The organism is Nitrosospira multiformis ATCC 25196 (assembly GCF_000196355.1).
In the GTDB taxonomy this organism is placed as follows: Bacteria; Pseudomonadota; Gammaproteobacteria; order Burkholderiales; family Nitrosomonadaceae; genus Nitrosospira; species Nitrosospira multiformis.
Map to the genome: position 1 here is coordinate 1,013,179 of NC_007614.1, position 26,912 is coordinate 1,040,090.

Genomic DNA, 26,912 nt, shown 5'->3' on the forward strand with positions numbered 1-26,912 from the left:
TCTTGTTGCCTCATTGTGTGTCAGGCTGTAACGGACTGTACTGTTCGACAGGGGAAAAAGGTTCAGCATGGCGCAGAGGCATTTGCTGATATTATTTCACTCATCATTGCTCTTTCCCCAGATAGCGGCACCGAATCACTTTTTTGCCGTTTTCATGTCCCTCAAAGGAAGCTCGCTTGTTCAAAATAATTTTAGCCCTGTTGGGCCTTTACTTCTTCGGCATTTTTGGCGCATTTCTCGGATACATTGCCGGCAGCTTCATCGATCGTTACCGTGCTTACGGCGCAGGTGCAATCAATCCGTTTACGAGCGCACAGCGGCAGACGGTTTTTCTCGAAACCGTTTTCATACTCATGGGAAAACTTGCCAAGGCAGACGGTCATATTTCCCAGGAGGAGATTAACCATGTTGAAAACTTCATGCAGAAGCTGGGGATGTCGCCGGAGCATCGACAGGTGGCGATCGGGCTTTTCAAACAGGGCGCTGCGCCCGGGTTTGATCACGCCCCCAAGCTGAATGAGTTCATGATTGTTTGCGGGCATACCCGTAACTTGGGGCAGATGCTTCTGGTTTATCTTATCGTCATGGCAGTGGCGGACGGGCACATGGACGCGGCCGAGGAAAGCTTGTTAAGAGATGTAGCGCGCTATCTTGGCTATGACCCGTCTGCATTCCGCCAGCTGCTGGACATGGTGTTGAGTCAGTCGCATTTCGCAAGGGGGCAGCCACCCTCGGCTACCACTCTTGACGATGCCTATAAAGCGTTGGGGGTGACCCGGGAAAGCAGCGATCAGGAAATCAAGCGCGCCTATCGCAAGCTGATGAGCCAGTACCACCCCGATAAATTGATGGGGCAGGGCATGCCGGAAGATATGATTGCAATGGCCACCGCAAAATCCCAGGAAGTGCAGGCTGCCTATGACTTGATCAGGAAGAGCCGGAATATGTAGGAATGCCCTGAACCCGTTGCTCCCTGGCGAACCTGTTTTGAATGCTTAGAGATTCAGCGGCTCCACGTAACCGGTCAGTTCGAGGTAGCCGCGCCCCGCAGGTTCGCCATCGCGGGTAACGGTCACCGCGCCTTCCCAATAGACGGCGCCGGTGGATTGCCGCGAGTCAAGTTCCTGGTCGTCCATCAGGGGTGTGAGGATCCAGCCGGTAGTGCCGGTCCGGATTCGTATTTTGACTGGATAGGTGGTGTTGGTGCGTGTTGAATGCCAGGTGCGTTGCGGTTCAAAGCTTACCTGATCCGGTTCAAAGCGCGTGAACTGCCCCGACGGCTTCCGGATCCCGGCATACGCCCAGACCTTGCTGCCGTCCTTGCCGCGGATCTGAAACGCCATCAGGGCTGACCCATCGTCAAGATTGGCGCCAACCCAATCCCATCCTACCGCTTTCGGATCGAGGTAGGCAGTAGACCACTCGTGGTCGAGCCACGCGATGCCCTTCACGGTGATTTCCTCGCCATCGCGCGTTACTTTCCCACTTACCTGCAGGTGAGGCTCACTGTAGTAATAGCTGGCCTGCTCCGGGTGCGGCCCCTTCCTGGAAAAACCGTTGAGATCTTGCAGCATGGGGGATTGCGTGGGCGTCAGCGAAAAATCGAGCCGGAAATGGTCTGCTTTTATGCGTGTCTGGTAGCGCCCGTTTTCCTCCCGCACCATAAACCAATCGCCCAGTTTGACGTTCGTGTTGTCCTCTGTGGTATATGCCAGACCAAAACCATCCCGTGCACTTTTCTGGTCATGCAGGAGTTTACCCGCTGCCGGATCAGACAAGGCGGCGTGGGCAATGATGAGGTCTCTGGGGGCAAAGCGGCTGGGGTTGGCGCGATCGTGTTCGGTCGCCACACGGAAAAAGGTGATCTGGAAGCCAAGCGGTTCTTTTTCGGGTGTTTCCAGCCAGCCGGTTACATACCACCACTCATTTCTGAAACCAGGATGCGCCCCGAAATCCCGTGGGAACACAAGGGGCACGTTTCGAACTACCGGTGAGAGTTGTGGCCGTTCTGCCAGAACACGACCGGTGGTAAAGAAAGCAAGGAACAAAGCTGCAACAAGGAAAGCGGTTCCAGTCAGCCGTTTGAATCCGGCATCGTGCCACCTTTGTTTGCGGGAACGGGTGAAATATCCGGGATTACGCTTTACGACTCGCATTACCAGTCCTCCCTTACGGCGCGTACTGCATTGCCCGAAACGGCGTGGCGCCCCGATGCCACTGCCGTGAATGCAGCCAGAAACATCAGTGTCAGCGCCACGCTCAAGAGACTCTCCCAGGGGAGACTCAATTGCATGGTCCAGTGGAACGATTGGGGGTTCACGATAAAAACCAGGATCAGGCTGATACATCCTCCAAGCACAAAGCCGAGCACAACGCCGAGCGCTGTCAGCAGACCTCCTTCTATTGCCAGCATGCCAAGTATCTGGCGCCGTGTCATGCCGATGTGGCGCAGCATTCCAAATTCTTTGATGCGCCCCAGGGCCTGCGCCGAGAAGCTGGCCGCAACACCGAGCAGGCCAATGATTATTGCCACACCTTCAAGCAGATAGGTTACGGCAAAGCTGCGGTCAAAAATATTCAGGCTCAGCGCGCGTATCTGACCCGGATCGGAAAACTTCAGCGCATTGCCAAACGGGAGCTGCCTCATCGACTCGATTACCTGTTCCGGCGCCACCCCTTGCTCCAGCCAAAGGGCGGCATCATTCACGAGCCGATCATCCGTCAGGGCCTGATAATCCGCCAAGCGCATCTGTATCGCGCCGAATTGCCGCCCATAGTCACGCCATACTCCTGTCACGATAAACGTGCGTGCGGGAATAGCGATGGGTAGCGTGACGTGCTTGCCAAGCGTATAACCGTATAAATCCACCATGGGTTCGGAAACCCAGATCGGAATTGCACCTTTCGGAAGCTGGGCGACCGGAATCGATTCGCCTGTCAGCGGCAACGTATTGCCGGGCTCGGATATATCGATGGGACGCGCGATCAGCGTGATATTGGGCCGGCTAGGATCGAGCATCAGCTTGGAGGAGCGGAAAAAGTCCACTCGCACGAGACCCGGCGTTTCCGCCAGTGCTTTCATCTCATCCGGGGTTAGGCCCCGCGTATCTCCGCTCGCTGCGGTTTCGACATACAGATCGGCAGGCAGGATATGCCTCAACCAGTCATCGACCGATACGCGAAAACTTGCAACCATGATCGCCATGGCGACCATCAGGGTAAAGCTTGCCAATATGCCGCCAAGCGCGATCGCGGCTTGATTGGGGGCATTGGCGAGCCGCGCCAGTGCCGTAGTCAGCACCGGCCTCGCACGGCCCGCGTGCTGCGCCATACGGAATACGACAGTGAAAATGAGTGCAGAAAGGGGTGGCATGAGAATAATGCCGCCCGTCAGCAGTTGCGCTACGGCAAGATAACCGAAAATCGGTAAATCGAAAATCGGCGGCAATCGGGTAAAGAGGATGCCCGAAGCAAGGAAAAGCAATCCCGGCCACGGATTCCCCAGCCTGGCAAGGGCCGTATCTTCGCTGCCGGATTTCAATGCGGGCGCTGGAAGAGCCGTGGCTGCTTCCCAGGCAGGAGCGGCACTGCCAAGCAAGGTAATGCCCACCCCCAGAATGAAAAAGACCATTGCTGCCACGGGGTCAAAATGCATGACGGGTTTTATTCCAGGGAAAAACCCCCCTCCGAGGTCTCCGCCAAAATAATGCAGCGCGCTGGTGGCTGTAGCATATCCGAGAGCAAGGCCGAGCAGCGACCCGATGAAGCCAAGAATGGCGCCCTCCCATAAAACCTGTCCCAGCATTTGTTTGCGCGTAACGCCGAGCACCCGCAACAGGGCGAACTGGTGTCTTCGCCGGACAATGGATAGCGCCTGGGTGGAGAATACCAGAAAGGTGCCGGTAAACAGCGCTACCATCGCAAGCACGTTCAGGTTTACCCGATAGGCACGCGACATGTTTGCCACCCGGGTTTCCCCGGTGGTGGGTTCGGCAACGAGGTATTGGTTCTGGGGCTCCAGTTCCTGCTCGAGTTGCGCCTTGAATGCAGCTTTATCAGTGCCGGGAAGCAGTTTCAACTCGACGCGCGATAACTGGCCGAGACGATGAAACCGCCATTGCGCCGTGGCAATATCCATTACGCCAATGCGCTGTCCCGCCCGCGCCCTGCGCAATCCCCCGGCAACCCGCAGTGCGACTGTCTGGGTGCCTACACTCAGGTTCAGGATGTCGCCTTGCTTTACCCCCAGCCATTCCATGGCGGCAGGAGAGAGGAAAATGGCGTCATCCGCGAGGACATCGAACAGCTTGTCTTCTGCCGGAATCCCAATCAGGTCGGGCGCCATGACCGAGGCACGAAAAATATCCAGCCCGAGAATTTTCAGGGTGGCGTCTTTGCGCTCCCTAGAATGGTTGGGGAGGGAAACGTCGAGTTCCAGTACGGGATTTGCCAGCTCGACATCCTCTTGCTCTGCCAGCAGTGGATAAATCGATTCGTCGATTGTGGCCTGCGGGCCACGCACTTCAAGATCCGACTCGCCGGAAAGGCTGCGCGCGGCGGCGGAAAATTCGTTGAAGGCGGCAGTATTGATGAGGTGGATGGCAAACCCGAGCGCCACCCCGAGCGCGATTGCGATCACGGCGACGCCTGACTGAACCTTATGAGCCTGCCATTCCCCCGATAGCAGCCAACGAGCGAGTATGCTCCTGTTGCGCCACCTCATTTTATTTGCTTCGGCAAGTCCGTAGCCTTTTCCGCCACAAAGGGATGCAGCCCATCCTTTGTCAGCACGAGAACGCGGTCTGCCGTTGCCGCGGCGGCATGCGAGTGGGTGACAATAATGCCGGAAGCGCCATTCGCCTTGATCTCCCGGCGCATGAGCATGAGGATATCGTGCGCCGTATCCGGGTCCAGGTTGCCTGTGGGTTCATCGGCGAGAATCAATTTCGGCCGATGTATCAGGGCGCGGGCGATCGCGACGCGCTGTAATTCTCCCCCCGACAGGTGACGGGGAAAATGATGGCCCCGCCCAGTCAAGCCGACCGCATCCAGCATGTGTTCCGTACCTGCGGCAGGAATGCCATTCAGAAGCAGGGGCAGGGCTATGTTCTGGCTCAGGGTCAGGTGCGGCAGGATGTGAAATGCCTGGAAAATGAAGCCGAATTCCCTGCGCCGCAAGCGGGTAGCGGCGTCATCGTCCAGTGATGACAGGGTAATGCCGTCAATCAGTATCTCGCCTGTATCGGGCACATCCAGGCCGGCGATCAGATTCAGCAGCGTGGATTTCCCGACACCGGACTCTCCCATGATCGCCACATATTCCCCCGCCCTCAAGGTATAGGACAAATCCGTCAACACCTGTCGTCCATCCCCCGCACTGGAGTAGGCTTTGCCGATATGACGTAACTCCAGTATCGCCGGCTTCAGGTCAAGCGCGTCCTGTCGTCGTGTCGAAGATTTTTCCAAGAGCTGCTCCTCCACGCCGTGGGCGGACGGCGCGTCCATGCTATTCAAGAACTGTTATTGTAACCTTTTGTTTGCCCGAAAGAACCTCGGAGCGAGAATATGGAGGACATGGACCGCCCCGGATCTTTAATGGTGTCCGACCTGTTTGTAGCGGGTAGGGGGAGGGAACGTCTATTCGTAACGGATAAATTCTTCCGCCAGCGCATCAACGCCATGACGCCTGATCAGCGCATCGATCTCCGCAAGCAAGGTGTCGTCTTCGTCATCCTCCAGAACACCGTCGCCAACCAGTTTTGCAGTCAGGCCACCGGTGATGGCCTCTCGCACTGTGCCGAGCGTGGGGGGATTTTCACGATTTTCGTCATCGACTACGGCTTCTATTGCCCGTGTAAGCGCCTCGCTCGCATCGCTTCTCACAAAATCAATGGCCAGTGCATCTCCTCCATATTCCTCGATCAATACATCGAGTTCGTCAAGGAGTGAGGCGTCCATGTCGAAATGGTGCAGTCGCTCAACCTCATCCAATGCAGAAGGCAGCAGACCGGCGATGAAAGTCCGAACCGTGACAAGCGTAACAGGCTGCTCCGCATCCGGATCGTTGACCCGGCTGTCGATAAGCAGCGAGAGGTTGGGGCTGACCCGGGTGTCAACATCTACTGGATAACGTATCATGGTCTTGTACTCTGAAGGTTTTGCTGGGGTTACGAATAGCTATAACTCGGTCTTTCCTTTCATTTGCCTTTCATCTGCTGCCGCAAGCTGCAGGCAGGTGTATACGACAGCGATTCGATTATTGATGATTGTTTTTTCAGTTTAGGTTTCAGTATGAAAAAGTCAATTCGACCTTATTCTGGATTGCCTGTCGCCGTAATGAGGTGCTGCTGATCTTGGGCGGATGAAGCACCTGCCTGTCGGATTTATTGAGAAGGACGTCTCGCCGGCTAGTTCGCTCGGGCTATTGTTGGTTTGACGGGCTATCCTTTTGCTCGCGTTAGGACAGCCCTTTTCTTCTTGAATGGAAAATATTGTCAAGAAAGAATCAGCAGGTCAAAGACTGGCCTCACGCTTGAGCAATTCTTCGATCTGAACTCCCACCTCCGGCTGGCCGTTAAAAACTGTGCCAAGCTTCTTCTTGTTCAGGTGTTCCAGGTTAGTGGTGTAAGCTTGAGCCGGCAGCGGAAAGTATTTGACTTCCTTTACCAGAGGCGATGCATTTTTCATATAGAATTCAATAAATTCCCTCACCTCGGGTTTTTCCGTCGCCTTGATGCTGATGTAAATGAAAATGGGGCGAGACAATGGTTGGTAGCTTCCATCCTCCACCGTTTCAACCGATGGGATAATACCGCCTTTGCCTCCATCAACAGCGAGCGCCCTAAGCTTTTTCTGATTTTCGTTGTAGTAAGCAAAGCCAAAATACCCGAGTGCGTTTTTATCGCTTGCTACCCCCTGTACCAGCACGTTGTCGTCTTCGGAAGCGGTGAAATCCCCCCGACTCGACTTGGCCTTTCCAACAATGGCTTCCGTAAAGTAATCAAAGGTGCCGGAATCTGCTCCCGGGCCGTAAAGTTTTATCGGTTCATCCGGCCATGCCGGGTTTATCTGCTTCCAACTGGTTATTTTCCCTTGGGCGTCGGGTTCCCAAATCTTCTTCAAATCTGCAACGGTAATGACTTTAACCCAATCATTTCTAGGGTTTGCCACGACCGTCAATGCATCGTACGCTACTGGCATTTCAACGTATTGCACCCCGGCAGCTTTACATGCGTCCATTTCTTTTTTCAGGATAGGACGCGAAGCATTAGCGATGTCTATCTCACCGCGGCAAAATTTCTTGAAGCCTCCTCCCGTGCCTGAAATACCAACTGTGACTTTAGCGGCACCCTTCTTGGCTATTTGAAAATCTTCAGCCACCGCTTCGGTAATGGGGAAAACAGTGCTGGAACCGTCAATTTTTATAACCGGCTCAGCATACACAGGACTGACAGCACCAAGCAGTGCGCCCAATACCACTACTACTATCTCAATACGCAGCAATTTCAGCATCTTGTTCTCCTAAAGAGGTTTTATTATTTCCTTTTGCAGGCTTGTTATGACATGAATGGCTCGATCAAAACGGGAGGCGGAGCAAGCTTAAGAAGCTCCAAGCTTTCCTGAGTTCATTTGGCCATTCTTTGCATTCTTTGTTAAGCCGCTGTCTGTATTTCACCCACTTCCTCAAGCGAACCGGAATCAGAAGGCTATTTGACTGCGGAACATGAAAGTATTCAGGTCATCCGGCTTGCCCCCGCTTGCGGTCACGAGCGGTGAATCCTTGATTTCCAATATCCTGTCGTAATTAAACATGAAGCGAAGATTGCTGTTCACGTACCAGTTCAGGGCAGCAGTAAAGTTTTTCATCTCGCCTGCCCTGAAAGCGCCGTCGTTCAGATCTACCCCGGCGATACGTGCTGCCAGTTCCCATGCGCCCCATCCACCCTTGGAAAAGCTGAAGTTCCGGGTTGGTTCCACTCTGTGAAACTTTCCTTCTTTGTACTGGCGCGATTCTCCCGTAAGCGTCCACGCAGCTTCTCCGTACCATCCATGGAAGCTCAGTGAATCCAGGCCGTTTCTACGACCAATCCAGCTATGGGTATACTCACCTCCCGCGCTCAACGGTCCATAGACGCCGCTGGCCTCCAGCCCCAGCATCTTGACGTCCTCGACATTTCCCAAGGCACCCGAATCAATCGGAAAGAGGTTGGTTATATGGGAGGTTTCGTGCCTGAATCTCACGCCATTTGAGGGGCCAAATAGCTGGCCGCTGCCACTCGGTCTGCGATAATTTCCTGCCACACCCAAATGGACAATCCTTGTCTTTTCGTCAAGGGGTGCAAAAGTGATGCGCGAATTGGTTCCCCAACTTTCATCCAGACTGTCGTTATTAGCGTCGATTGACTCCCCAAAAAGACCGACCTGTCCGGTCCAGTTCTTACCTCTACTTGACAGGTTTACACCGATAGCGCGGTCTACGAGGGGTGCATTGAGCACATTCATTAACGATCTTTCCATAAACATGAGATCGTTGGAGCTTTCCTGCAGCTCGCGGCTGAAAGCCTGTTTCTGATGGCCGACGTTGATCTTTGCGAAATCCAGCCCTCTATATGAGATAAACATGTCCTTGACGCCGACTTGGTTATCAGCGAAGTCGACCTGACTCTTGAAATCCCAATCTTTAAAGAAAGTGCCTGCAAACTCCAGTCGCCCCCGGCGCAGCTCTGCGCCATCATTGGCTTGAACCGGAACCCCGCCTCTAAAAAAATGATCATTACTACTGTGCGTGTAATCCGTATGAATCCGGCCACCGATCTTGAACTTGAAGTTCTTGTCTGCTGTTTCAAATTGCAAGCCGTTTTTATCCAGCTTCAGTTGCTTTTCGCTTTCCTTGAAACGTTCCTCAAGGGACTCAACCTTGCCAACGAGCTGCGCACGTTCCGCTTTTTCTTTTATTCTCGCATTTCTGTCGCCGGACGCTGGCTGACCAGCTCTCTCTACCTCCGGTGCAGGCAATGCGTTTGTTGATGGAGTACCTTGGACTCTTTCATAGGTACCCAGGGGTTCTCGGTCAGGTCCAGGCTCTGCAAATATATGCTTGGTTTTGGTATCAACATAAAGATCAATCGCAAAAGCCCCGGATGATGTGCCTGCTCCCATGACAGCGACCGCTGCCAACATAAGTTTCAAATATTTCAAAGCTGTGCTCCCAGTTTTAGTCCTTATTGCTCATGTTTACGAAAAACCGGGGCAAGAATACGAGAGAGAAATGACTGACTTATTACCCTTTTGTAACTGTTTTATGACAAAAGGTAGGGTTGAGCCATGATGACCGGTGGGAATGCCTGAATGTTTTCACCATGATCGTGACGTAGGACGAGCGGCAGACTGGCTTTTACTTTTGCTGCGCGGGCAGGGCTACTTATACTTAGGAGTTTCAAGAAAAAACCTGAGGAGCTTACTTCAGGGCCCTCCACCTTACTGGAGGCAGTCCGCTCCTTCTCAAAGCGAGAATGAGGGTTAATGGGTGCTATGCCTAGGGTAGGCCTTATACTGTTTTTCCAGAGCACTACGGTTCAGGGAAACCGACAAATTCTTCTTCGTGCACGTAGGGGATAAAGAGCCTTTTTTCGCGGATCGTAAGGCAAGTTCGAAATGATGCTATTCATGCGCTCGATATAGCCCTCTTTGACCCTGATATACACTGCGTATTCACACATGGTTCACTCCATACTGATGAGATTCGGGTCGCACACCATTCTGCCGGCCTGTTACAGCATTTTTAGGGGCTCCGACAAAAAACTCGTGGAAAATTAGATGTACACGCTGGCGCCCGGATATAACAAAACCGGCATCACCTTGTAGATGGATCGCAGATGGAGGAACAAGTCAGTGAAAGCGGGCCCGGGGCGCAGGATACTTGCCCGTTTACTTATCCCTGCGGAGGCAGCTGAAACCGCTTTCCCGTTACTGGCAGCCCGCGCATTGCGCGCTTTTGGCGATGGCTATGTTGCTGTGCTTTTGCCCGCTTATCTACTGGCGTTGGGATTTGACCAACTGGACGTAGGCTTTTTAACTACGGCAACGTTAGCCGGTTCAGCTTTGGCGATTCTTGGGATTGGTATGGTTGGCTACAGATGGACAGTTCGTCGACTGCTGCTATCCGCCGCCTTGTTAATGGCAGTTACCGGCCTTGGCCTTGCGAGCATCTCGTCGTTTTGGCCACTGTTTGTTGTCGCATTCGTAGGAACGCTTAATCCTGGTTCGGGCGATGTAAGCATGTTTTTGCCACTGGAGCATGCCCACCTGGCACAAGCAGCTCGCGGCAATGCACGGACCGCGCTGTTCGCCCGTTATTCGCTTATTGGCTCCCTGAGCACTGCTATTGGGGCTTTAGCTGCTGCCATCCCCTCCTGGCTTGTGCCATGGTCCGGTCTTTCATTAATTGATTGCCTGCGCATAATGTTCTTGCTGTATGGCCTGCTCGGCGGGGTAGTCTGGCTGCTGTATCGAACTCTGCCGACGGTCGAGGTCGAGGCGGCTCCACTACCGCAGCCGTTGGGCCCCTCACTCAGCATTGTGTTCAAGCTTGCCATGTTATTCAGCATTGACGCGTTTGCCGGGGGGCTGTTGGGGAATTCCCTGCTGACGCTCTGGCTCTTTGAGCGGTTTGGACTGTCGCTCGGACAGGCCGGAACATTCTTCTTCTGCGCCGGACTCTTATCGGCCGGATCCCAGCTTGCTGCACCGGTCATCGCACGTAAGATCGGGCTGCTAAACACCATGGTCTTCACTCACATTCCTGCTAGCATGTGTCTCATTTTTGCTGCAATTGCCCCAGATCTCGAGGCCGCGCTCGCCCTGCTGTTTGTACGCAGCGCATTATCGCAGATGGATGTGCCGACACGTACTGCTTACGTAATGGCTGTGGTCACCCCGGCAGAGCGCGTTGCCGCTGCAAGCTTCACTGCCGTGTCCCGCAGCCTTGCTTCGATCGCGAGTCCGACCTTGACCGGTGCCTTGCTGGCCAGCGGACTGCTGAGCGCGCCGCTGATTGCTTGTGGAGCTTTGAAGATGGTCTATGATTTGGCCTTGCTAATATCCTTCAGGCACCTGAATGTTCCGTTGGAGTGAGAATTGAAATAAACGAAAAGTCTGCATTAATTCTTGAAAATATGAGATACAAACGCACCAACCTTCGATGGGTGGCAGCATTCGAAGCCGCCAAGGGTATATTGGTATTGACGGCGGCGAGCGCGGGGTTCGAATTTGCCCACATGATGGCCTCCCAGAGATAGAGATAGTCGATGGGCTTGTCAGCCATTTTCATCTCAACCGCGTATTTTCCTGGAAACTGCCAGTACCGGGAGAAGGGTCAGGCAACTGCAAGGATGGCGATAACCTCTTCATCCGTTATCTGCGGAAAATCCATGTAAAACTGCGCTACAGCGTAGAAGTTGATGGGACTGGAAAGACATACTACGCGGTCAGCATTGTTGCGCACTTTTTCCACCGTATCGGGCGGTGCCACGGGTACCGCGCAGATCAATTCCTCCGGTTTCTTCGCCCGGAGTGCATGCAATGCGGCTATCATGGTTGAACCGGTAGCCAGCCCATCATCGACTACGATCACTATCCGTCCGGCGGGATCGATGGACGGCCGTACCGGGGTATATTGAGCGCGGCGCTGCCGTATCGTTTCCAGTTGTGCGGAAACTTCGTCTTTGATGTAGTTCTCATCCGCGCCCACATCACGGGCGTGACTCGTAAGATAAACCCATCCGGTTTCGTCGACGGACCCAATCGCGAATTCGGGATTGCCTGGCGCCCGTACTTTACGCACCAGCACCACGTCCAGTTCACCTTCCAGTTCATCGGCAATAATTTTGGCCATGGGCACTGCGCCTCTGGGAATAGCCAGGACCAGCGGATTTTTACCGCGATATTCTGAAAGCGCTTCCGCAAGCTTCCTGGCTGCTGCCGCGCGATTTTCAAAATACATGCTGCCCCCGATCACGTGTTTATTTTCAGTATAGGTGAATTTTTTACCGGACATTTTTACCTGACCGGATTTGAGGCTTGGTTTGCCGTTTGTACGGGCCGCAGGTGTTGGGGCGCTGCATCGTGCGGGCAATGAGTATTCGTAATTCCTCGAGAGAGCGGGTGTTGAGCACATCCTGTTTTTCCAGCCAGCCCCGCCTTGCCTGACCGATACCAAAGCGCAGGTTCGCGAAATCAAAAGTGCTGTGGGCGTCGGAATTGATGCTGACCAGCACCCCTTCCTCCTTGGCCATCTGGCAGTAGATATCGAACAAATCCAGCCGCTCGGGCTGGGCATTGAGTTCGAGGAAGCATCCGCGGCGTCCTGCTTCACGGATAATGCGGGGCATATCGATATCATAAGGCGGGCGCTGCGGGATGAGGCGACCGTTGGGATGCGCAAGAACGGTGAAATGGGGATGTTCCATTGCGCGCAGTATCCGCTCGGTCTGCCTCGCCCGCGGAAGCTCGAACTTGCTGTGGACTGCCCCTACGACCAGATCGAGTTGCGCCAGAACGTGATCCGGCAGATCCAGGGTGCCATCCTCCAGAATGTCCACCTCGATTCCCTTGAGCAGGGTAATTCCTTCCAGTTCTTCATTCAGCGCGTCGATCTCATCGCACTGGCGCTTCAGCCGGAGAGGATCGAGGCCGCGGGTGACTCTCAGTCCGCGTGAATGATCCGTGACGGCAATGTATTCCAGGCCATGCGATTTGCCGGCCAGTGCCATTTCGCGCAAGGTGTTATGACCGTCCGTAGCTTTTGTGTGAGTATGCAGATCCCCCCGCAAGTCGCACAGCTCGACTAGGCGTGGCAATTTCCGGGTTCGTGCCACGTCTATTTCACCCCTGTTCTCGCGCAACTCGGGTGGAATAAAGGATAGTCCGGCGGCACGATAGACCGATTCCTCGGTCTCGCCCGCGATGCGGTTTTTACCCCGGAACACGCCGTATTCGTTGACTTTCAACCCTTTTTTCTGGGCGATATACCGTACCGCAACATTATGGGCTTTTGATCCGGTAAAATAGTGCAGGGCAGCGCCGTAGCTTTCGTCCGCAACCACGCGCAGGTCCACCTGCAAGCCGCATTTCAGGACCACGCTGGCGCGAGTGCTTCCGGCAGCAAGTATTTCTGCAACCTCCTCGTACCCGGTGAAGCGCTCCATGACAGGACTGCCCGATGCGGCTGTGACAACGATATCGAGATCCCCAACCGTTTCGCGCATGCGCCGGTAGCTGCCGGCGACGATTGCTTCCTTGACTCCGGGAACGTCTGCCAGAAACGCGCGCAGCGGCTCGGCGTATTGCGCCGCCACCGCCAGCTTGAAACGCCCTTTCTGATCGGTATGCGCCTCGATCGCCTGGAGGATGTTGAGCTCGGTTTTCTCGCCAAAACCAGATAGTGCACGAATGCGTCCCTCACGCGCCGCGCCGTAGAGCTGCTCGACAGTCTGGACATCCAGGTCGTGATAAAGATGCCGGACCCGCTTCGGCCCGAGGCCGGGCACTTTCAGAAGCTCTGTAACCGCGGGGGGAAGCTCGGTTTGCAGCCGATCCAGCAAGGCGCAATGGCCGGTGGCAATAATTTCTTCGATCTTGCCTGCAAGATCGCGCCCTATGCCGGGAAGCTCCGTCAGGTCTTCCTTGTTTTCGAGCAGCACGTACGCTTCGGTGGAAAGGGCGCCTATTGCCTGGACTGCGTTACGGTAGGCGCGTATCCGAAAAGGGTTTGCGCCTTCGATCTCGAGCAGATTGGCAATCTCTTCGAAGACAGCGGCGATATCGGCATTATGGCTGGGCATGCGCATTCCCGTTTGCTTCCGTCCACAAGCACTTTGCTGATTTTGCGGGGAAAGTTGCTGGTCGAGGATTCACAAGGTCAGTTTAGTATATTCATGGAGACATGCAGGCTCGGCGGGCAGCAAGGATTCAGGCGCATCCGGTTACCCTTGACACGGCAAGGCGGTTCTCCTATAGCTTGTAGTGTGCACTCCGGTTTTAGCGCCGTTTTAAGGCGATAAAAAGCAAGCGGGAGAGCGCAGACAGGAGGGCCAATGGAAAAGCAAAGGGGAAATTCTGGAGAGGCCGCCCGGGTTAGACTGAGTGATGGATCAAAGGATAATGTGTGCATGCCAAGCCAGACTTCATCCTACTTCGAGCATGATGCGGACATCGGCATCATCGGACGTGGCGATACGCTGGAGCAGGCATTCGAGACAGCCGCTCAAGCAGTGTTCGGCATAGTCACGCCCCTGGATAAGGTGCAGCCGCAGACTTCGGTCAAGATAGAGTTCGAAGAATCAGATCACGAACTGGCGCTGGTGACATGGTTGAATCTGTTGCTGGGAAAGGCGCGTGAACTCGGCATGGTTTTCAGCCGCTTCCATGTGCAGCGCCGGGAAAACGTGTGGTCCACCGAAGCTCTCGGTGAAAAATGGCGCGAAGTAATGGAGCGTGGAGTAGAAGTCAAAGGTGCGACGCTGACCATGCTTTCTGTCAAACAAACCGGAGCAATGTGGGAAGTGCGGTGCATAGTGGATGTGTGAGATCATATAAATTGAACGATAGGAACGGCAGGAGGTGACATGAATCTGGAGCGCCTACGTCAACTGCAACCCTGCCTGTGGACATTGCCGCGCGCACCGGGCGAAGAACGCGCGCAGGTCCTCCTGTATGGCAGCGCGCCCTTGCTCGTCAGCATGGACGACAAGGTACTCGAGCAGATCGCCAACGTTGCTTCCCTGCCGGGGCTGGTTGGAGCGGCAATGACCATGCCGGATGCGCATTGGGGATATGGTTTTCCCATAGGGGGTGTTGCTGCTTTCGATGCTGAGCAGGGGGGGGTGATTTCCGCAGGCGGGGTCGGCTTCGATATTTCGTGCGGCATACGCTGTCTGCGCAGCAATCTGAATCTGGAGGATGCGGTAGAGCATTTTCCCCAGCTCGGAAAAGCCTTGTTCCGCGCTATCCCTGCTGGAGTGGGCGAGGAGGGCGAGATCAAGCTGAACCCGGAGCAGCTCGACCAGGTGATGCACGGCGGTGCACACTGGGCGGTACAGCAAGGCTACGGCACTCCAGCAGATCTGGATTATGTTGAAGAACAGGGGCGGGTAGCAGGAGCGATCCCGGAAAACGTATCCGAACTTGCCAAAAAGCGCCAGCGCGGCGAGATGGGCACGCTCGGCTCAGGCAATCATTACCTGGAAGTACAGGTGGTGGACCGCATCTTCGATCCTGGCGTCGCGCTGGCGCTTGGCCTGCATGAAGGACAAATCCTGATTTCGATACATTGCGGTTCGCGTGGGCTGGGGCACCAGATCGGTACCGATTATCTGGTGCTATTGGCAAAAGCAGCCAGCCGCTCGGGCATTCATTTACCCGATCGTGAACTCGCTTGCGCGCCTGTCAAATCCCCCGAAGGCCAGCAATATATCGGCGCGATGAATGCTGCGATCAATTGCGCGCTTGCCAACCGGCAAATCCTGACGCATCTTACGCGCTCCGTATTTACGGAAATTTATCCCCAGGCCGAGCTTGAAACCTTGTTTGATGTTTCGCACAATACCTGCAAGGCCGAAACCCATCAGATCGACGGTGAATCGAGGTTGCTGTATGTGCACCGCAAGGGCGCTACACGCGCATTCGGCCCGGGCCACCCCATGCTGCCGGAACGCTACCGCCAGGTAGGACAACCCGTCGTTATCGGTGGAAGCATGGGAACAGGCTCCTACATTCTCGTTGGTGACAGCGAAAATCCCGCCTTCGCTTCTTCAAGCCACGGTGCAGGCCGGGCCATGAGCCGGCACCAGGCACTCGCGCGATGGAAAGGACGTGCGCTGGTGGACGAGTTGGCGCAACAAGGTATTCTGATCCATACCCGCTCCATGCGAGGTGTGGCGGAAGAAGCCCCGGGCGCCTATAAGGATGTCGATCTGGTGGCGGAGGCCACGGAAGAAGCCGGGCTCGCCCGGCGCGTCGCGTTTCTCCGACCCAAAGTCTGCGTTAAGGGTTAAGGGTTGAGGATTAAGGAAGGGTGAACAAATTCCTGCCAGACGCGATGGACTTGACCGGGGATTCCTCGGCAATATAAAAACTTTTTTCAAGGGAGTGACATGTATCAACGTATCCTGGTTCCAATAGACGGCAGCGCGACCTCCACTCTTGCACTCCAGGAAGTCTCGAAACTTGCAAAGCAGCACAGCAGCCAGGTGGAACTGGTATATGTCATGGCTGATATTCATTTGATGGATGCCAACAGCTACATCAATTACGATGAAATGAAGGAATCCCTGGAGAGAACCGCCAGGAAGATATTGGCGGAGGCGCAAACATTGATGCAACAGGCAGGGGTTGCAGTCGAAGTGAAATTACTGGAAGCGGGTGGCGAGCGCATTGCCGGCGTAATACTCGAAGAAGCAAGGCGCTGGTCGGCCGAGTTGATCGTAATTGGCACACATGGGCGTTCCGGTTTCAGTCGCGTCCTGTTCGGGAGCGTCGCGGAAGGGATGGTGCGCATGGCACATATTCCCGTGCTGCTCATCCGCGGCGACAAAAGCCAGTTGCGTGAAAAGGAGCGCGCGACATAGTCCTGGCAGTTCTGGCGGAGGCTCCGGTCTTTCAGGCTTATCCTAAGCCTGGTGCAGTATGATTCTATCATCGAGAGGACATAAGTCATGAAATTGCAACTTCAGATCACCACACGCGATATTCCCCATTCTGACGCACTGGAAAGCCATATTCGGCAAAAAGCGGAAAAGCTCGAGACTTTTTATCCCCAGATCATGGGGTGCAGGATAGTCGTCGAGGTTCCTCACAAACACAAACACCAGGGCAACCTGTTCAATGTGCGGCTGGACATCACAGTGCCGGGAAAGGAGCTTGTGGTGACCCGTGAACCGAACGAGGATGTGTACGTTGCGCTGCGCGATGCATTCGACGCCGCAAAGCGTCAGCTCGAAGACTACGGACGGCGCCAGCGCGGTGAAGTCAAGGCGCATGCTCCCGTCCTGCATGGAAAGGTGGTACGGCTGATGCCGGAGGAAGGCTATGGTTTCGTCGAAACTTCGAGTGGACAGGAGTTGTACTTTCATCGCGAAAATCTTGCCAACAATAACTTTGAGCAATTGGAAGAAGGAAGCGAGGTGCAGTTCCTCGAAGATATCGGCAGTGAAGGTTTTCAGGCAAAGCGCGTCAGTACAGGCAAGCGTCAGGTAGAAGAACCCGAAGAAGCAGAGCCGCGCTTGACAGGTTCGGCGGATTAGACTAAGTCCGGCGCACTCAACCGAAGAATGTAAAGTGCAGGGAGCAAAGCGGCAAAGGGGATAGGAGATTGCCATGAAAATGGACATAGGCACCGGTGATGCCCTTATCATAGTGGATGTGCAAAACGACTTTCTGCCCGGCGGAAGCCTTCCTGTACCGGCGGGAGATGAGGTCATCCCAAACCTTAACCGGTATATCGCAGCTTTTCTTTTTCGCGAATTACCTATTTTCGCTACTCGCGACTGGCATCCGCCTGATCACTGCTCCTTTCATCAGCAAGGAGGGCCTTGGCCCGCGCACTGTATTGCCGGCACGCAGGGCGCGGCATTTCCGGCGAATCTTGAAATCCCCTGCGACACGCATATCATTTCCAAGGCCACCTCCAGGGAGAAAGATGCTTATTCCGGTTTTTCGGAAACAGAACTGGATGCCATGCTGAAATCCGCAGGAATTTCCCGTGTTTTCATCGGTGGCCTGGCTACGGATCATTGCGTTCTCAGTACCGTACGGGATGCCTTGAACCAGGGGTATGACATCTTTGTTCTCAAGGATGCAGTACGGGGGCTGGATGCCGACGCAACCAGCGCCGCCCTAGAGGAAATGGCCCATCTGGGCGCAAAACTCATCGATTTCGAAACCATTGTCCCTGCGTGAACCCACTCTCCAGCCCGCTACTGACCGACCATTACCAGTTGACCATGCTGGAGAGCTACCTTCAGCAGGGAATGCAGGAAACTGCGGTTTTCGAGCTGTTTTTCCGCAAGCTTCCCCCGACCCGGAATTTTCTGGTGGCGGCGGGTCTGGAACAGGCGCTGGAATTCCTTGAGAACCTGCATTTTTCAGCGGGGGAGTTGACATGGCTCAAGGCCCGGTTTGGACCTGCTCTTGTAAATTACCTTGAACAATTCCGGTTTACCGGCGATGTGGATGCAATGCCGGAAGGGACGCTTTTTTTTCCGGATGAGCCCATCCTTCGGATCACGGCGCCGCTGCCGCAAGCCCAGTTCGTTGAATCGCGTATCATCAACCTGCTGCATTTCGAAACCCTGATCGCCTCAAAGGCAGCACGCTCAGTGCTGGTTGCGCCCGGCAAACTCCTGGTGGATTTCGGCATGCGCCGGGCACATGGAGCGGAAGCCGCGTTGCTTGCCGCCCGGGCAAGTTATCTTGCCGGTTTTTCCGGCACATCAACAGTACTTGCGGCGGCAATATATGGCATGCCTTCGTTCGGCACCGTTGCTCATTCCTACATTCAGGCCCATACAGACGAGACTGCCGCTTTCGAACATCTTGTGCGTTGCCATCCGAAAAACTCGACGCTGCTGATCGATACCTACGACACCGAGGCGGCTGCCATCAAGGTCGTCGCCCTGGCCCGCAAACTTGCACCGGAGGGCATCGAGGTAAGTGGCGTCCGGCTGGACAGCGGCGACTTGGGAATGCATGCCCGGCGCGTGCGCCGGATACTCGACGAGGGGAGACTCGAAAAAACCCGCATCTTTGCCAGCGGTAATCTGAACGAAAATCGGGTGCATGAACTGATTTCATCCGGCGCTCCCATTGACGGCTTTGGCGTGGGTACTGCATTAGACGTGTCGAGCGACGCTCCGGCGCTGGATTGCGCCTATAAGCTGCAGGAGTACGCCGGCAAGGCCCGCCGCAAACGCTCCGAGGGAAAAGCGACATGGCCGGGTCGGAAGCAGGTGTATCGCAAATATGACCCGAATGGCCAAGCGATGCGCGATGTTATTGCACTGGAAAAGGATGATTCGCATGAGGGCGAGCCTTTAATTGTCCCTGTGATGCGGAATGGGCGGCGCATTGAAGGGATCGACGGGAATGGGAAGCTGGAGGCCATCCGCCGGCGAACAGTGGCGAACTATGCCCGCCTGCCGGAACCCCTCCGATCGCTTGAAACGGCATCCGCTTACCCGGTCGAAATCTCCCCCTCGCTGCAGGCTCTGGCAAAACAGGTGGATGACGAGTGCGGCCTCATTACCTCTACCCGGAACCTTTGCGTCTGAGCGGGTGTTGACCTGACCTTCGTATCCTGCCGCGCTCGAGGATACCTTCGGAGGAGTAGGGACGGCTCATGCAACTGCCTCGTTGAGGGTGCCCGCCAGCAGGCTGCGTAACGCACGCCACCGCCAGCCGCCCTTGAGAATATGCTTCTGGTTGACCTCCAGTTCGATGCCGACGTAAGCATTGACAGGAAATCGGCGGCGCAGGTAGGTGGGGAAACCGTTTGCCGATCCGGTGTAGGGATAGTTGCGGCGTACCCTTAAATCGGGCATGTGGGCGGCAAGGCACACTCGCCAGCGGGTGCACAGTTCTTGCTCAAGATGGCGTGAGGGATCATAAAGCAGTCCGATATCGGTATTGCGAACTTCCCCCTTCAATTCGGGAGTGAAGCTGTGTGAGGAGATGTGGATTACCCTCAGGCCGGAGCGAATGGCATCCGCGATGTTCGCTTCCACCCAAGTGCGATAAGGCAAGTAGTGGTTCTTCAGAATCTCCTGGCGGACGGCGGCAGATGTGTTGCGCGTCGCTTCCGAATAAAGGCGGGGGTGACCGATCGAGCGGTTGAGGTCGATCAGCAGACGGCTTGTTGTAGCGGCGAACAATGGCGAGTGCAGTGCCATGGCAAGTTTTTTAGCCAAGCCCAAAGCGCCGCTGTCATAGCCCCGGTGGCTGTGCAACAAATGCTCGTAGCCTTCGAACAGCGGACGGTAGCGCGGTGGCATGCGGTTACCCCCATGTTCACAACTGATTAAAAAATGAATATTCGTCGGCATTCTGTTGAAGTCATATGCAACTCGTTCAATTCATTTCAGAAACATGCGATTTTCGTCCAGACAATCGCACAGCTCGCGGTAGACCGTCTCCAACCGTCTCCTGCTGAAGTCGGAACCGATCGCATTCAGGATGCGGCGCGCAAGCGAGCCCTCTCTTAAAATGGTTTGCAGCGCTTCTCGGCAGCTTTTTCCTTGCCTGGATTCGACTGGCATCTCAGACTCGACAAGATGTCGCCACAGAACGCCAGCCGTGCAATCCGTACCCGGAAAACCCATCAGGCGAAGGTATGCCACATTATCGATTACGGCTTGCTCTGCGTCACGGATGCAGGCATGCATGATCCTGACCAATGCTTCCGTGGCGATGGATTGCTGCGCGACCAGCGACGCGTAAGCTTCGCTATAGAGCGCATGCACGATATTGATCGCAGCAGCGGCGATGGCAAAGTCAGCACTCGAGCATTCCTGGGTATCGATTACGCGGATCTCGATAGCGTTACGGTCAAAGCGGGGAATTTCCCCGCGCGCATTGAGCCACTCATGCTGTAGCATTTCTTCCGGATCGAGTGCTGCAATTTCGCGGTACATCGGCGCCAGAATCTTTTCTTCATAGGCGGCGGCACTGGAGACTGTTTCCGGGATTACCCGGCCGATGGTCGAGGGTACCTTCAGCTGGTGCTCGCAGTAATTTGCCATCCGGAAATCCAGGCAACCAGAATAGCTGCCTTCGGCGATCGGGGAGCTTGCCGCTACTGCTGGAAGAATGGGCAGCAGCAGCCGCACCGCGGCGTGAAGCCGCGCAAATTCATCGTCGTTTGCGAAAGGCATGTTCAGGTGCATGCTTTGCAGGTTGGCCCAGCCATGTCTTCTGCAATCGAAGATATGGTCATAGGCCAGATAGATTTCCGCCTGCTCGTGCGGCCAAAGGCGGGTCTCCGTGCGGGGATTCATCCAGGGGTGCATGCCGGTCGGCATGAGCCGTGCATTCATCGATTCGAGCACCTTGCTGATCCGCCGGATTTCGCCTTGAAACGCGACAGACAGGGAGGAAATGTCCGGTTGCGGGTCGATGTTTTTCAGTTCGAGCAGATGCAGCACCAGCTCGTTCGACCATCCCAACTGGCCGTTCCCGGCCTCGGATGCAAACGCGCCGGTAAGCTTTCGCAGCAACTCGTCGGCAATAGGAACAATCGCGAGCGTATTCCGGTCGACAATCATGTACTCCAGTTCGATGCCATAACCTGTAAAGGCCGGCAATGCCGCAGTCATGTTGCCTTATCCGGCTCGTCTCGTGTTCGGATGACGAGCAGATTGGCATCATGCGTCACGATGCCCAGCAGCACGGAGCACAATACCCGGTCGATGTTGCTCCAGTACTCCTGGGCCGGGCCGTATGGATCGGCGACAAGAACTGTACGCTTCTCGCGGTCATAACCGGTGAGTACGACAAAATGCCCGGCTGGAAAACCACGCACATCATCCGGTATGTCATTTGGCCCGTATTCCCGGGGAGCGCGGTAAAGGAAAGTGGAGCTCAGGCCAGTCAGGACAGGCAGGCCGCGACGTAAAAGGCCGTGGATGAGGGATTGCGAGAGGTCTGTGAGACGTAATCGTCCGCCTAAACGCAGAAACTCCAAATAACCCTCCGTGGCCCGTCGCAATCTCGAGTCCGACTTGATCTCGCGTTGCCGTTGCAGGCGTTCCGCGATATCCATCCCTGATGTGAACCAGGTTGGATCGAAAACCATCAGGTTGTACGTATAGATGGTGGCATGGAAACCGTTTCGCAACGCATCGCAACCTAAAAAAACGGCAAAGGTTCCTCCACCGTTTTCAAGCTTGTGGGTGCGGTCAATGATGGTGTCCAGCAGTTCCGCCTTGCCGAGATAGCTGTAGATGGCATGCAGGCACGTTGGACCACATGTCGTTTCATCGGGTTGCGGCAGTGTTTTGACGGGTAAGCGCAGTGTTGTTCTGAGCATGGCAAATGGGCGGCAGAGGCACATGTCATGACAGCTTCGCTGTAGCTAAAGAACATGGGGAACATAGGAGCATGGGGATCCGCCATGGGGCTGTTCCCGGGCCGGCCTTGTTCGAAGTCCCTCTATAAAGGTTAGGTGATGCGCTGGAAGAAATCCAGTTCGTGGAGCATGCTCATCAAATGCTCTCTCTACTGGGGGAGAGGAATGGTGAGAGGATGGCAGTCGAAGAATCGAACGCTTTTCAGCGCAGATTTGTCGAAACCTCGGTTTCCAGTCAGGGGACCTACCCTGGCAGAAGGCACCAATCTGGCGCCGATCTCAATCTCTCCGCGCCTAGTCTTTTAGGCAAGCCAGACGCCAGCGAGATAACCGGAACAGACGGCAGAGCCGATAATAAGAAGATGGCCTTCAGCCATTTTGCCTTGCCACTTCTTCCGAGAACCTCGCTTGCCTATCAGTCAGGCGGCTGCCGCCTCCTTCTGGACCCAGAACAGATACATGGTATTGAACGTGTCAGGGTTCTCGGTTTCGAATATGTGCCAGCGGTCGAGATCGGTTTGAGGAACATCCTCCGGAAAGCGCCGCCGATACTGATTAACCGTGCTTTGCCCAATCGAAAATCCGAGGAATATCAAACCAAGCTCCCGAAGATCTTCCTTGATGTGGGGAAGAGTATAACGATGCTCCTGGACATGGAATAGCATGTCGCGACACTCGCTCAAAGTATAGAAATCCCGTGCGGATAAAACCTGACGAAATGTGTCTCCATTTTCTGGCGACATCATCTCCTGGCGACACGTCCTGATGTCTTCGGCAATGGGCTTGTATCCTCTTTGAGCAATAAAACGTTGGGCAAAAGCCAGGTGCGACCGTGCGTACTCGCTATACAGGCCGATACGCATGAAGCCGCCAGGCCGGAGCAAGGAAAGCAGCTTACGCCACCCGAGGAGAGGGTCGGAAAGATGGTGTAGAACGCCAACTGCTTCGATCACGTCGAAGAGTTTGCTACCTCTCGCCGCTATGCTCTCAGAATCGAGGTTCAGGATGTCTGCCTGCGCGTATTCGATATTCCGTACGCACAACTCATCAGTCTTCCTTTTGGCATAACAGAGCGATCTTGAACTAAGATCGACAGCAAGAACATTCGCATTCTTGAATCGCTGCGCGGCGGCAATGGCATGCCGGCCGGTTCCGCATCCCGCGACCAGAACCTCGATCGCGTCTTTGACACTTTCATTCCGATGTCCACGACTGGCAGACGATTCAAATCGCGCATAAGGGAAGCGGCTACTCAGGTAGCGGTCCACTAATTCGCTACCGGGCCGTAACGGAACCTTGATCCATCTCGGATAAGGATTCTCTTCATACTGATTACGCACACGGCATGAAGTATCGTCTACGATGGCTGTCAGGGAAGGAAGGTGGGACAGATTCCGCTCTTCCTTCAGCGGCTCTTGCACCTGTTGCAAGAGCAGTGCTGCTATCGGGTCAGGCCAGGAATGGTCGAGAAGTCGTTCAGCAAATGGCAACGAACGGAGCGGAAAATAAGCAGCCGCCGCTGCAAGCGATAGCGGGTGGATGGTTCCGTTGGCTTGCAGTGCGGCGGTGACTTGTTCCTTCAACTTCAGCGCCTGCTCATATTCCTCTGCCGAATATGCGAAAACATATTCGTTGATGAAGCATTGCCGCGCCAGTGCGCACCAAAATAAATCCCCTTCCTCCTGCCACTCCCGGCCATCTCCTCGTACCTTGCCGGCCCCATTTTCTTCGGCTATGGCTATTTGCAGAAGGCAATAGCGCAGCGAGGTCAAAAACTGTTCAAGTTCAACATCGCAAACAGGAGTATTTTCCATCAAAGCCCGCAGCAGCTCATTATTGAACACTGCAGCAAAGCCGGCTTTGCTTGATTCAGATTTATCAAAAAGCTTCTGGCACGACATCCCGCCAGCCTGCGCTGTCTTCATCCCGTCGAGATGCCCACGTATGGCACAGTCTCTCTTGATCAGCGAAACAGCGGGGTTTCCAAAATCGTCTGGCTGGCCCCATGTTTCGGATATGGCTCGAACAAGGAGAGAATGAAGGCGAGGTATGTCATGATCGCAGTAAAAATTCGCGATGCAATCTGTAAAATTCCTCTTTATATCGGAGTCATCGCAAAGTTCAAGTGCATCCCAGTAATCGATTACGGCATTGTCAGCCTTATGCTGTTGCCACAGCACATATGCACGATTGCTATAGGCCCGCGCATATCCAGGGTTCAGCTCAATAGCCCGGCCATAAGCAACTGCTGCTTCATCCAATCTCCCCAGCTCACGCAGCGCGTTTCCCAGATTGTTGAATGCCTCCGGAAACTGCGGCTTGTACAGGATGGCCTTTCCAAAACTTGATACTGCCTCTTCAAATTTACCTTGTTCCACGAGGACATTTCCCAGATTGTTGAATGCCTCTGCAGAATCCGGCTTTAACAGGAGTGCCTTGCGGAAGCTTGATACGGCATTTTCGAGATCCCCCTGCTCTCTATGGACGATGCCGATATTACAGTGCATCTCCGCAAGCTGAGGCTGGATGCCGAGAGCCTTTCGATAATTGATCATCGCGTCATCCAGCCTGCCTTGCTCCCTGAGGGCGTTTCCAAGATTGCCATAGGCCTCGGCAAAACGAGGCTCAAGTTTCACGGCAGTCCGGTAAGAGGCGATTGCATCATTCAATTTTCCTTGTTGTCTGAGCGTGTTACCAAGGTTGTTATGTGCCTCCACGTAGTTGGGCTTGAACCTCAAGGCTCTCTTGATGAGTTCGATACCGATATCGATCCTGCCTGCATCCCGAGCCAGGAGGCCCAGGAAATGCAGTGCATCGGGATGATTCGGATCAAGCTGAAGTATGTGTTGATAAATTGCTTCCGCTTGGGACAAATTTCCCCTCTTGTGATGCTCGACAGCGGCTTGAAGGTACTGCAGGATGGATTGTCGCGGAGACGTGTCGGCGAGTGAGGCTGCCGGGTTCGCTTCCGCGTTCCTTTCGCAGCAGTGCTTGTATTTCTTTCCGCTTCCACACGGGCATGGTTCATTCCGTCCAATCTTTTTCATGCTTTCAAGTTTTAAGCCAGTCAAGCTTTAGCATCCTGTCCCTGCCCCGAAGCGGCGCGAACAAGAGCAACGAAAGTTGCCTGATTTGTTGAAACAGCAGTTGGATCATCTTCCATCCAGCAACCGCTCCAGTTTCTTCCAGGCATTATCGCCGCTGTCAAAGCCTTCTTTCTCGTTGACGAACTCTACGGTGTAAGCCCGCTCCTGCGGCGCCAGCACTTCCTCTTTTTCCTGTAACAGTTTCAATACGCCCAGATCAGCCTCGGAGGCATCGCTTGATTCGCTTTGCCGTTTTACGATACGGCTTTGCATTGTCTCGGAGGACGCTTTCAGCGATGCAATCACAAACGGCACCGACAGTTCATCTGCCAGCATTCGGAAATGCTCGCGCTCTTCCCGTTTCAGAAAGGCGGCATCCACGATTACCGGAAAGCCTGCGGCCAGCAGTTCTCGGGCCAGATCATGCAGTCGCGCATACGTTCGCACCGTAGCCTCCGCATGATAAATGCCCTCCGCCTGCGAGCGGCTGTCTGCCAACGCCGCCAATCCGAATAAACGCTTGCGCTCCACGTCCGATCGTATGCGTATGGCTTGCAGCCTTTCCAGTGCTGCCTGTGCAAAAGTCGTTTTGCCCGATCCCGGCAAACCCCGGGTAATCACCAGGGCGGGCCGCTGCCGGGCAAGGCATGCTCTGGCGAGATCAAGAAAACTGCTGCAGGATGCCAGCGCGGCTGCCTTGTCCCGTTTGGAGAGGTTATCCTGGCCGGCGCGAACGGCGCTGACCATGGCACGCACTGCGGCGCGATAGGCGAGATAGAAACGCAGCAAGGGCAGGCCCCCATAATCACCCGTAGTTTCCAGATAGGCATTGAGGAAGCGATAGGCAAGCTCAGACTGCTGGCGATGCAGCAGGTCCATGACGGTAAAGGCGGCTTCGTTCATTACATCGATCCAGCGTAGCGAGGGACTGAACTCGATACAATCGAAGGGAACGGGTCGTCCGCGAATCAGCGCAATATTACCCAGATGCAGGTCGCCATGACATTCGCGCACAAAACCCCCGGCAAGCCGCCGTTCCAGATGCTCCTTGCGTACGCCATACTCAGTCTCGATCGCCGCGCGCAATCCAGCCACACGGACTTCATTTTCAGTGCCAGCCAGCGCAGTTTGTAGTTGCTCGAGAGTCTGAAATACTGTCGCATGTGTCGCAGCGGCTGACCCAAGCCCGGCCCCAGGCTCGGCCGAGGGCAGAGCCTCATGAAAATGCGCGATCGTTGCCGCCAGGCTATCCATATGCTCCGGGAGAATCCTGTCGTGCTCGGCCAGCCTGTCCAGTTGTTGGGAAGCAGGGAAGCGGCGCATTTTTACTGCATATTCGATAGCCGGTTCAGCACCGATTTCCGGCATTTCAGCCGTGCCGCCGAGGGGAATGACATCCAGATAGAGTTGGGGTGCAAGACGCCGGTTGAGCCGCAGCTCTTCCTCACAATAATGGCGGCGTGATGACAGATCGGTAAAGTCGAGGAAACCCAGGTCGACCGGTTTCTTTATTTTGTAGGCATAGCGTCCCGCCAGCAGTACCCATGAAATGTGGGTTTCCATTATTCCTACCCGTTTTACCGGGTGGGGATAGCAGCGAGGATCCAGCAAGGCAGTGATTAATCTGCCTTGAACATCTCCATCCGCCTGCGGGGAATCAGACGGCTTCTTCGCTTGGGTGATTGAATCTTTCATGACCATGATCGATA

General features: G+C 54.9%; 22 protein-coding genes. 9 read left to right on the plus strand and 13 right to left on the minus strand.

Annotated elements, in window-relative coordinates; genetic code table 11:
* Positions 1 to 176 precede the first annotated feature (176 nt).
* A complete protein-coding gene (gene djlA / locus NMUL_RS04715) occupies positions 177 to 950 on the plus strand; it encodes a co-chaperone DjlA (RefSeq protein WP_011380240.1) in 774 nt (257 codons plus the stop codon).
* 45 nt (positions 951 to 995) lie between these two features.
* On the opposite strand, the gene NMUL_RS04720 is transcribed toward djlA, so the two are convergent.
* The 6 genes from NMUL_RS04720 to NMUL_RS04745 all read right to left on the minus strand — a co-directional run bounded on the left by NMUL_RS04720 (position 996) and on the right by NMUL_RS04745 (position 9,198).
* Positions 996 to 2,156 carry a lipocalin-like domain-containing protein gene (locus tag NMUL_RS04720; RefSeq protein WP_011380241.1) on the minus strand — a complete coding sequence of 387 codons (1,161 nt, stop codon included), beginning with the start codon at positions 2,154 to 2,156 and terminating at the stop codon, positions 996 to 998.
* Entirely contained in the window at positions 2,156 to 4,723 is a 2,568-nt protein-coding gene (locus tag NMUL_RS04725) for an FtsX-like permease family protein (RefSeq protein ID WP_011380242.1), read from the minus strand. The genes NMUL_RS04720 and NMUL_RS04725 overlap by 1 nt, the downstream gene beginning before the upstream one ends.
* Complete coding sequence (locus NMUL_RS04730; protein ID WP_011380243.1) at positions 4,720 to 5,466, minus strand: ABC transporter ATP-binding protein; 747 nt, start codon at positions 5,464 to 5,466, stop codon at positions 4,720 to 4,722. Before NMUL_RS04730 ends, NMUL_RS04725 begins: the two co-directional genes overlap by 4 nt.
* Positions 5,467 to 5,637: 171 nt before the next feature.
* Positions 5,638 to 6,138: a hypothetical protein gene (locus NMUL_RS04735; RefSeq protein ID WP_011380244.1), complete on the minus strand. Its 501-nt coding sequence runs from the start codon at positions 6,136 to 6,138 to the stop codon at positions 5,638 to 5,640.
* A gap of 375 nt (positions 6,139 to 6,513) precedes the next feature.
* A complete protein-coding gene (locus NMUL_RS04740; protein ID WP_011380245.1) occupies positions 6,514 to 7,512 on the minus strand; it encodes a PstS family phosphate ABC transporter substrate-binding protein in 999 nt (332 codons plus the stop codon).
* 186 nt (positions 7,513 to 7,698) lie between these two features.
* The gene (locus tag NMUL_RS04745) at positions 7,699 to 9,198 is read right to left on the minus strand and encodes an OprO/OprP family phosphate-selective porin (RefSeq protein ID WP_011380246.1); all 1,500 of its coding nucleotides are present in this window, start codon (positions 9,196 to 9,198) and stop codon (positions 7,699 to 7,701) included.
* 693 nt (positions 9,199 to 9,891) lie between these two features.
* Here NMUL_RS04745 and NMUL_RS04750 point away from each other — a divergent pair.
* Positions 9,892 to 11,133 carry an MFS transporter gene (locus tag NMUL_RS04750; protein WP_011380247.1) on the plus strand — a complete coding sequence of 414 codons (1,242 nt, stop codon included), beginning with the start codon at positions 9,892 to 9,894 and terminating at the stop codon, positions 11,131 to 11,133.
* A gap of 41 nt (positions 11,134 to 11,174) precedes the next feature.
* On the plus strand, positions 11,175 to 11,297 hold the full coding sequence (locus tag NMUL_RS16485; RefSeq protein WP_256326864.1) for a hypothetical protein: 123 nt from the start codon (positions 11,175 to 11,177) through the stop codon (positions 11,295 to 11,297).
* 77 nt (positions 11,298 to 11,374) lie between these two features.
* Here the strand turns inward: NMUL_RS16485 and NMUL_RS04755 are convergent, their stop codons facing one another.
* Together NMUL_RS04755 and polX are read right to left on the minus strand one after the other, a co-directional pair.
* Positions 11,375 to 12,001 carry a phosphoribosyltransferase gene (locus tag NMUL_RS04755; protein ID WP_041352842.1) on the minus strand — a complete coding sequence of 209 codons (627 nt, stop codon included), beginning with the start codon at positions 11,999 to 12,001 and terminating at the stop codon, positions 11,375 to 11,377.
* Positions 12,002 to 12,044: 43 nt separating this feature from the next.
* A complete protein-coding gene (gene polX / locus NMUL_RS04760; RefSeq protein ID WP_238529865.1) occupies positions 12,045 to 13,847 on the minus strand; it encodes a DNA polymerase/3'-5' exonuclease PolX in 1,803 nt (600 codons plus the stop codon).
* 246 nt (positions 13,848 to 14,093) lie between these two features.
* On the opposite strand from polX, the gene NMUL_RS04765 reads away from it, so the two are divergent.
* The 6 genes from NMUL_RS04765 to NMUL_RS04790 all read left to right on the plus strand — a co-directional run bounded on the left by NMUL_RS04765 (position 14,094) and on the right by NMUL_RS04790 (position 19,325).
* A complete protein-coding gene (locus NMUL_RS04765) occupies positions 14,094 to 14,585 on the plus strand; it encodes an archease (protein ID WP_011380250.1) in 492 nt (163 codons plus the stop codon).
* Between the two features lie 39 nt (positions 14,586 to 14,624).
* Complete coding sequence (locus NMUL_RS04770) at positions 14,625 to 16,052, plus strand: RtcB family protein (protein WP_011380251.1); 1,428 nt, start codon at positions 14,625 to 14,627, stop codon at positions 16,050 to 16,052.
* 99 nt (positions 16,053 to 16,151) lie between these two features.
* Positions 16,152 to 16,625, plus strand: coding sequence for a universal stress protein (locus NMUL_RS04775; protein WP_011380252.1), 474 nt, complete (start codon positions 16,152 to 16,154; stop codon positions 16,623 to 16,625).
* A gap of 87 nt (positions 16,626 to 16,712) precedes the next feature.
* A complete protein-coding gene (locus tag NMUL_RS04780; RefSeq protein ID WP_011380253.1) occupies positions 16,713 to 17,300 on the plus strand; it encodes an HPF/RaiA family ribosome-associated protein in 588 nt (195 codons plus the stop codon).
* 73 nt (positions 17,301 to 17,373) lie between these two features.
* Positions 17,374 to 17,955 carry a nicotinamidase gene (locus NMUL_RS04785; RefSeq protein WP_011380254.1) on the plus strand — a complete coding sequence of 194 codons (582 nt, stop codon included), beginning with the start codon at positions 17,374 to 17,376 and terminating at the stop codon, positions 17,953 to 17,955.
* Entirely contained in the window at positions 17,952 to 19,325 is a 1,374-nt protein-coding gene (locus NMUL_RS04790) for a nicotinate phosphoribosyltransferase (protein ID WP_011380255.1), read from the plus strand. Before NMUL_RS04785 ends, NMUL_RS04790 begins: the two co-directional genes overlap by 4 nt.
* A gap of 66 nt (positions 19,326 to 19,391) precedes the next feature.
* Here NMUL_RS04790 and NMUL_RS04795 read toward each other — a convergent pair whose 3' ends face one another.
* The 5 genes from NMUL_RS04795 to NMUL_RS04815 all read right to left on the minus strand — a co-directional run bounded on the left by NMUL_RS04795 (position 19,392) and on the right by NMUL_RS04815 (position 26,898).
* Positions 19,392 to 20,096, minus strand: coding sequence for an N-formylglutamate amidohydrolase (locus NMUL_RS04795; protein ID WP_011380256.1), 705 nt, complete (start codon positions 20,094 to 20,096; stop codon positions 19,392 to 19,394).
* 30 nt (positions 20,097 to 20,126) lie between these two features.
* A complete protein-coding gene (locus tag NMUL_RS04800; protein WP_011380257.1) occupies positions 20,127 to 21,365 on the minus strand; it encodes a carboxylate-amine ligase in 1,239 nt (412 codons plus the stop codon).
* Positions 21,362 to 22,078: a C39 family peptidase gene (locus NMUL_RS04805; protein ID WP_041352388.1), complete on the minus strand. Its 717-nt coding sequence runs from the start codon at positions 22,076 to 22,078 to the stop codon at positions 21,362 to 21,364. Before NMUL_RS04805 ends, NMUL_RS04800 begins: the two co-directional genes overlap by 4 nt.
* A gap of 458 nt (positions 22,079 to 22,536) precedes the next feature.
* Complete coding sequence (locus tag NMUL_RS04810; RefSeq protein ID WP_011380259.1) at positions 22,537 to 25,164, minus strand: class I SAM-dependent methyltransferase; 2,628 nt, start codon at positions 25,162 to 25,164, stop codon at positions 22,537 to 22,539.
* Positions 25,165 to 25,269: 105 nt separating this feature from the next.
* On the minus strand, positions 25,270 to 26,898 hold the full coding sequence (locus NMUL_RS04815) for a bifunctional aminoglycoside phosphotransferase/ATP-binding protein (protein ID WP_104009602.1): 1,629 nt from the start codon (positions 26,896 to 26,898) through the stop codon (positions 25,270 to 25,272).
* Positions 26,899 to 26,912 lie beyond the last annotated feature (14 nt).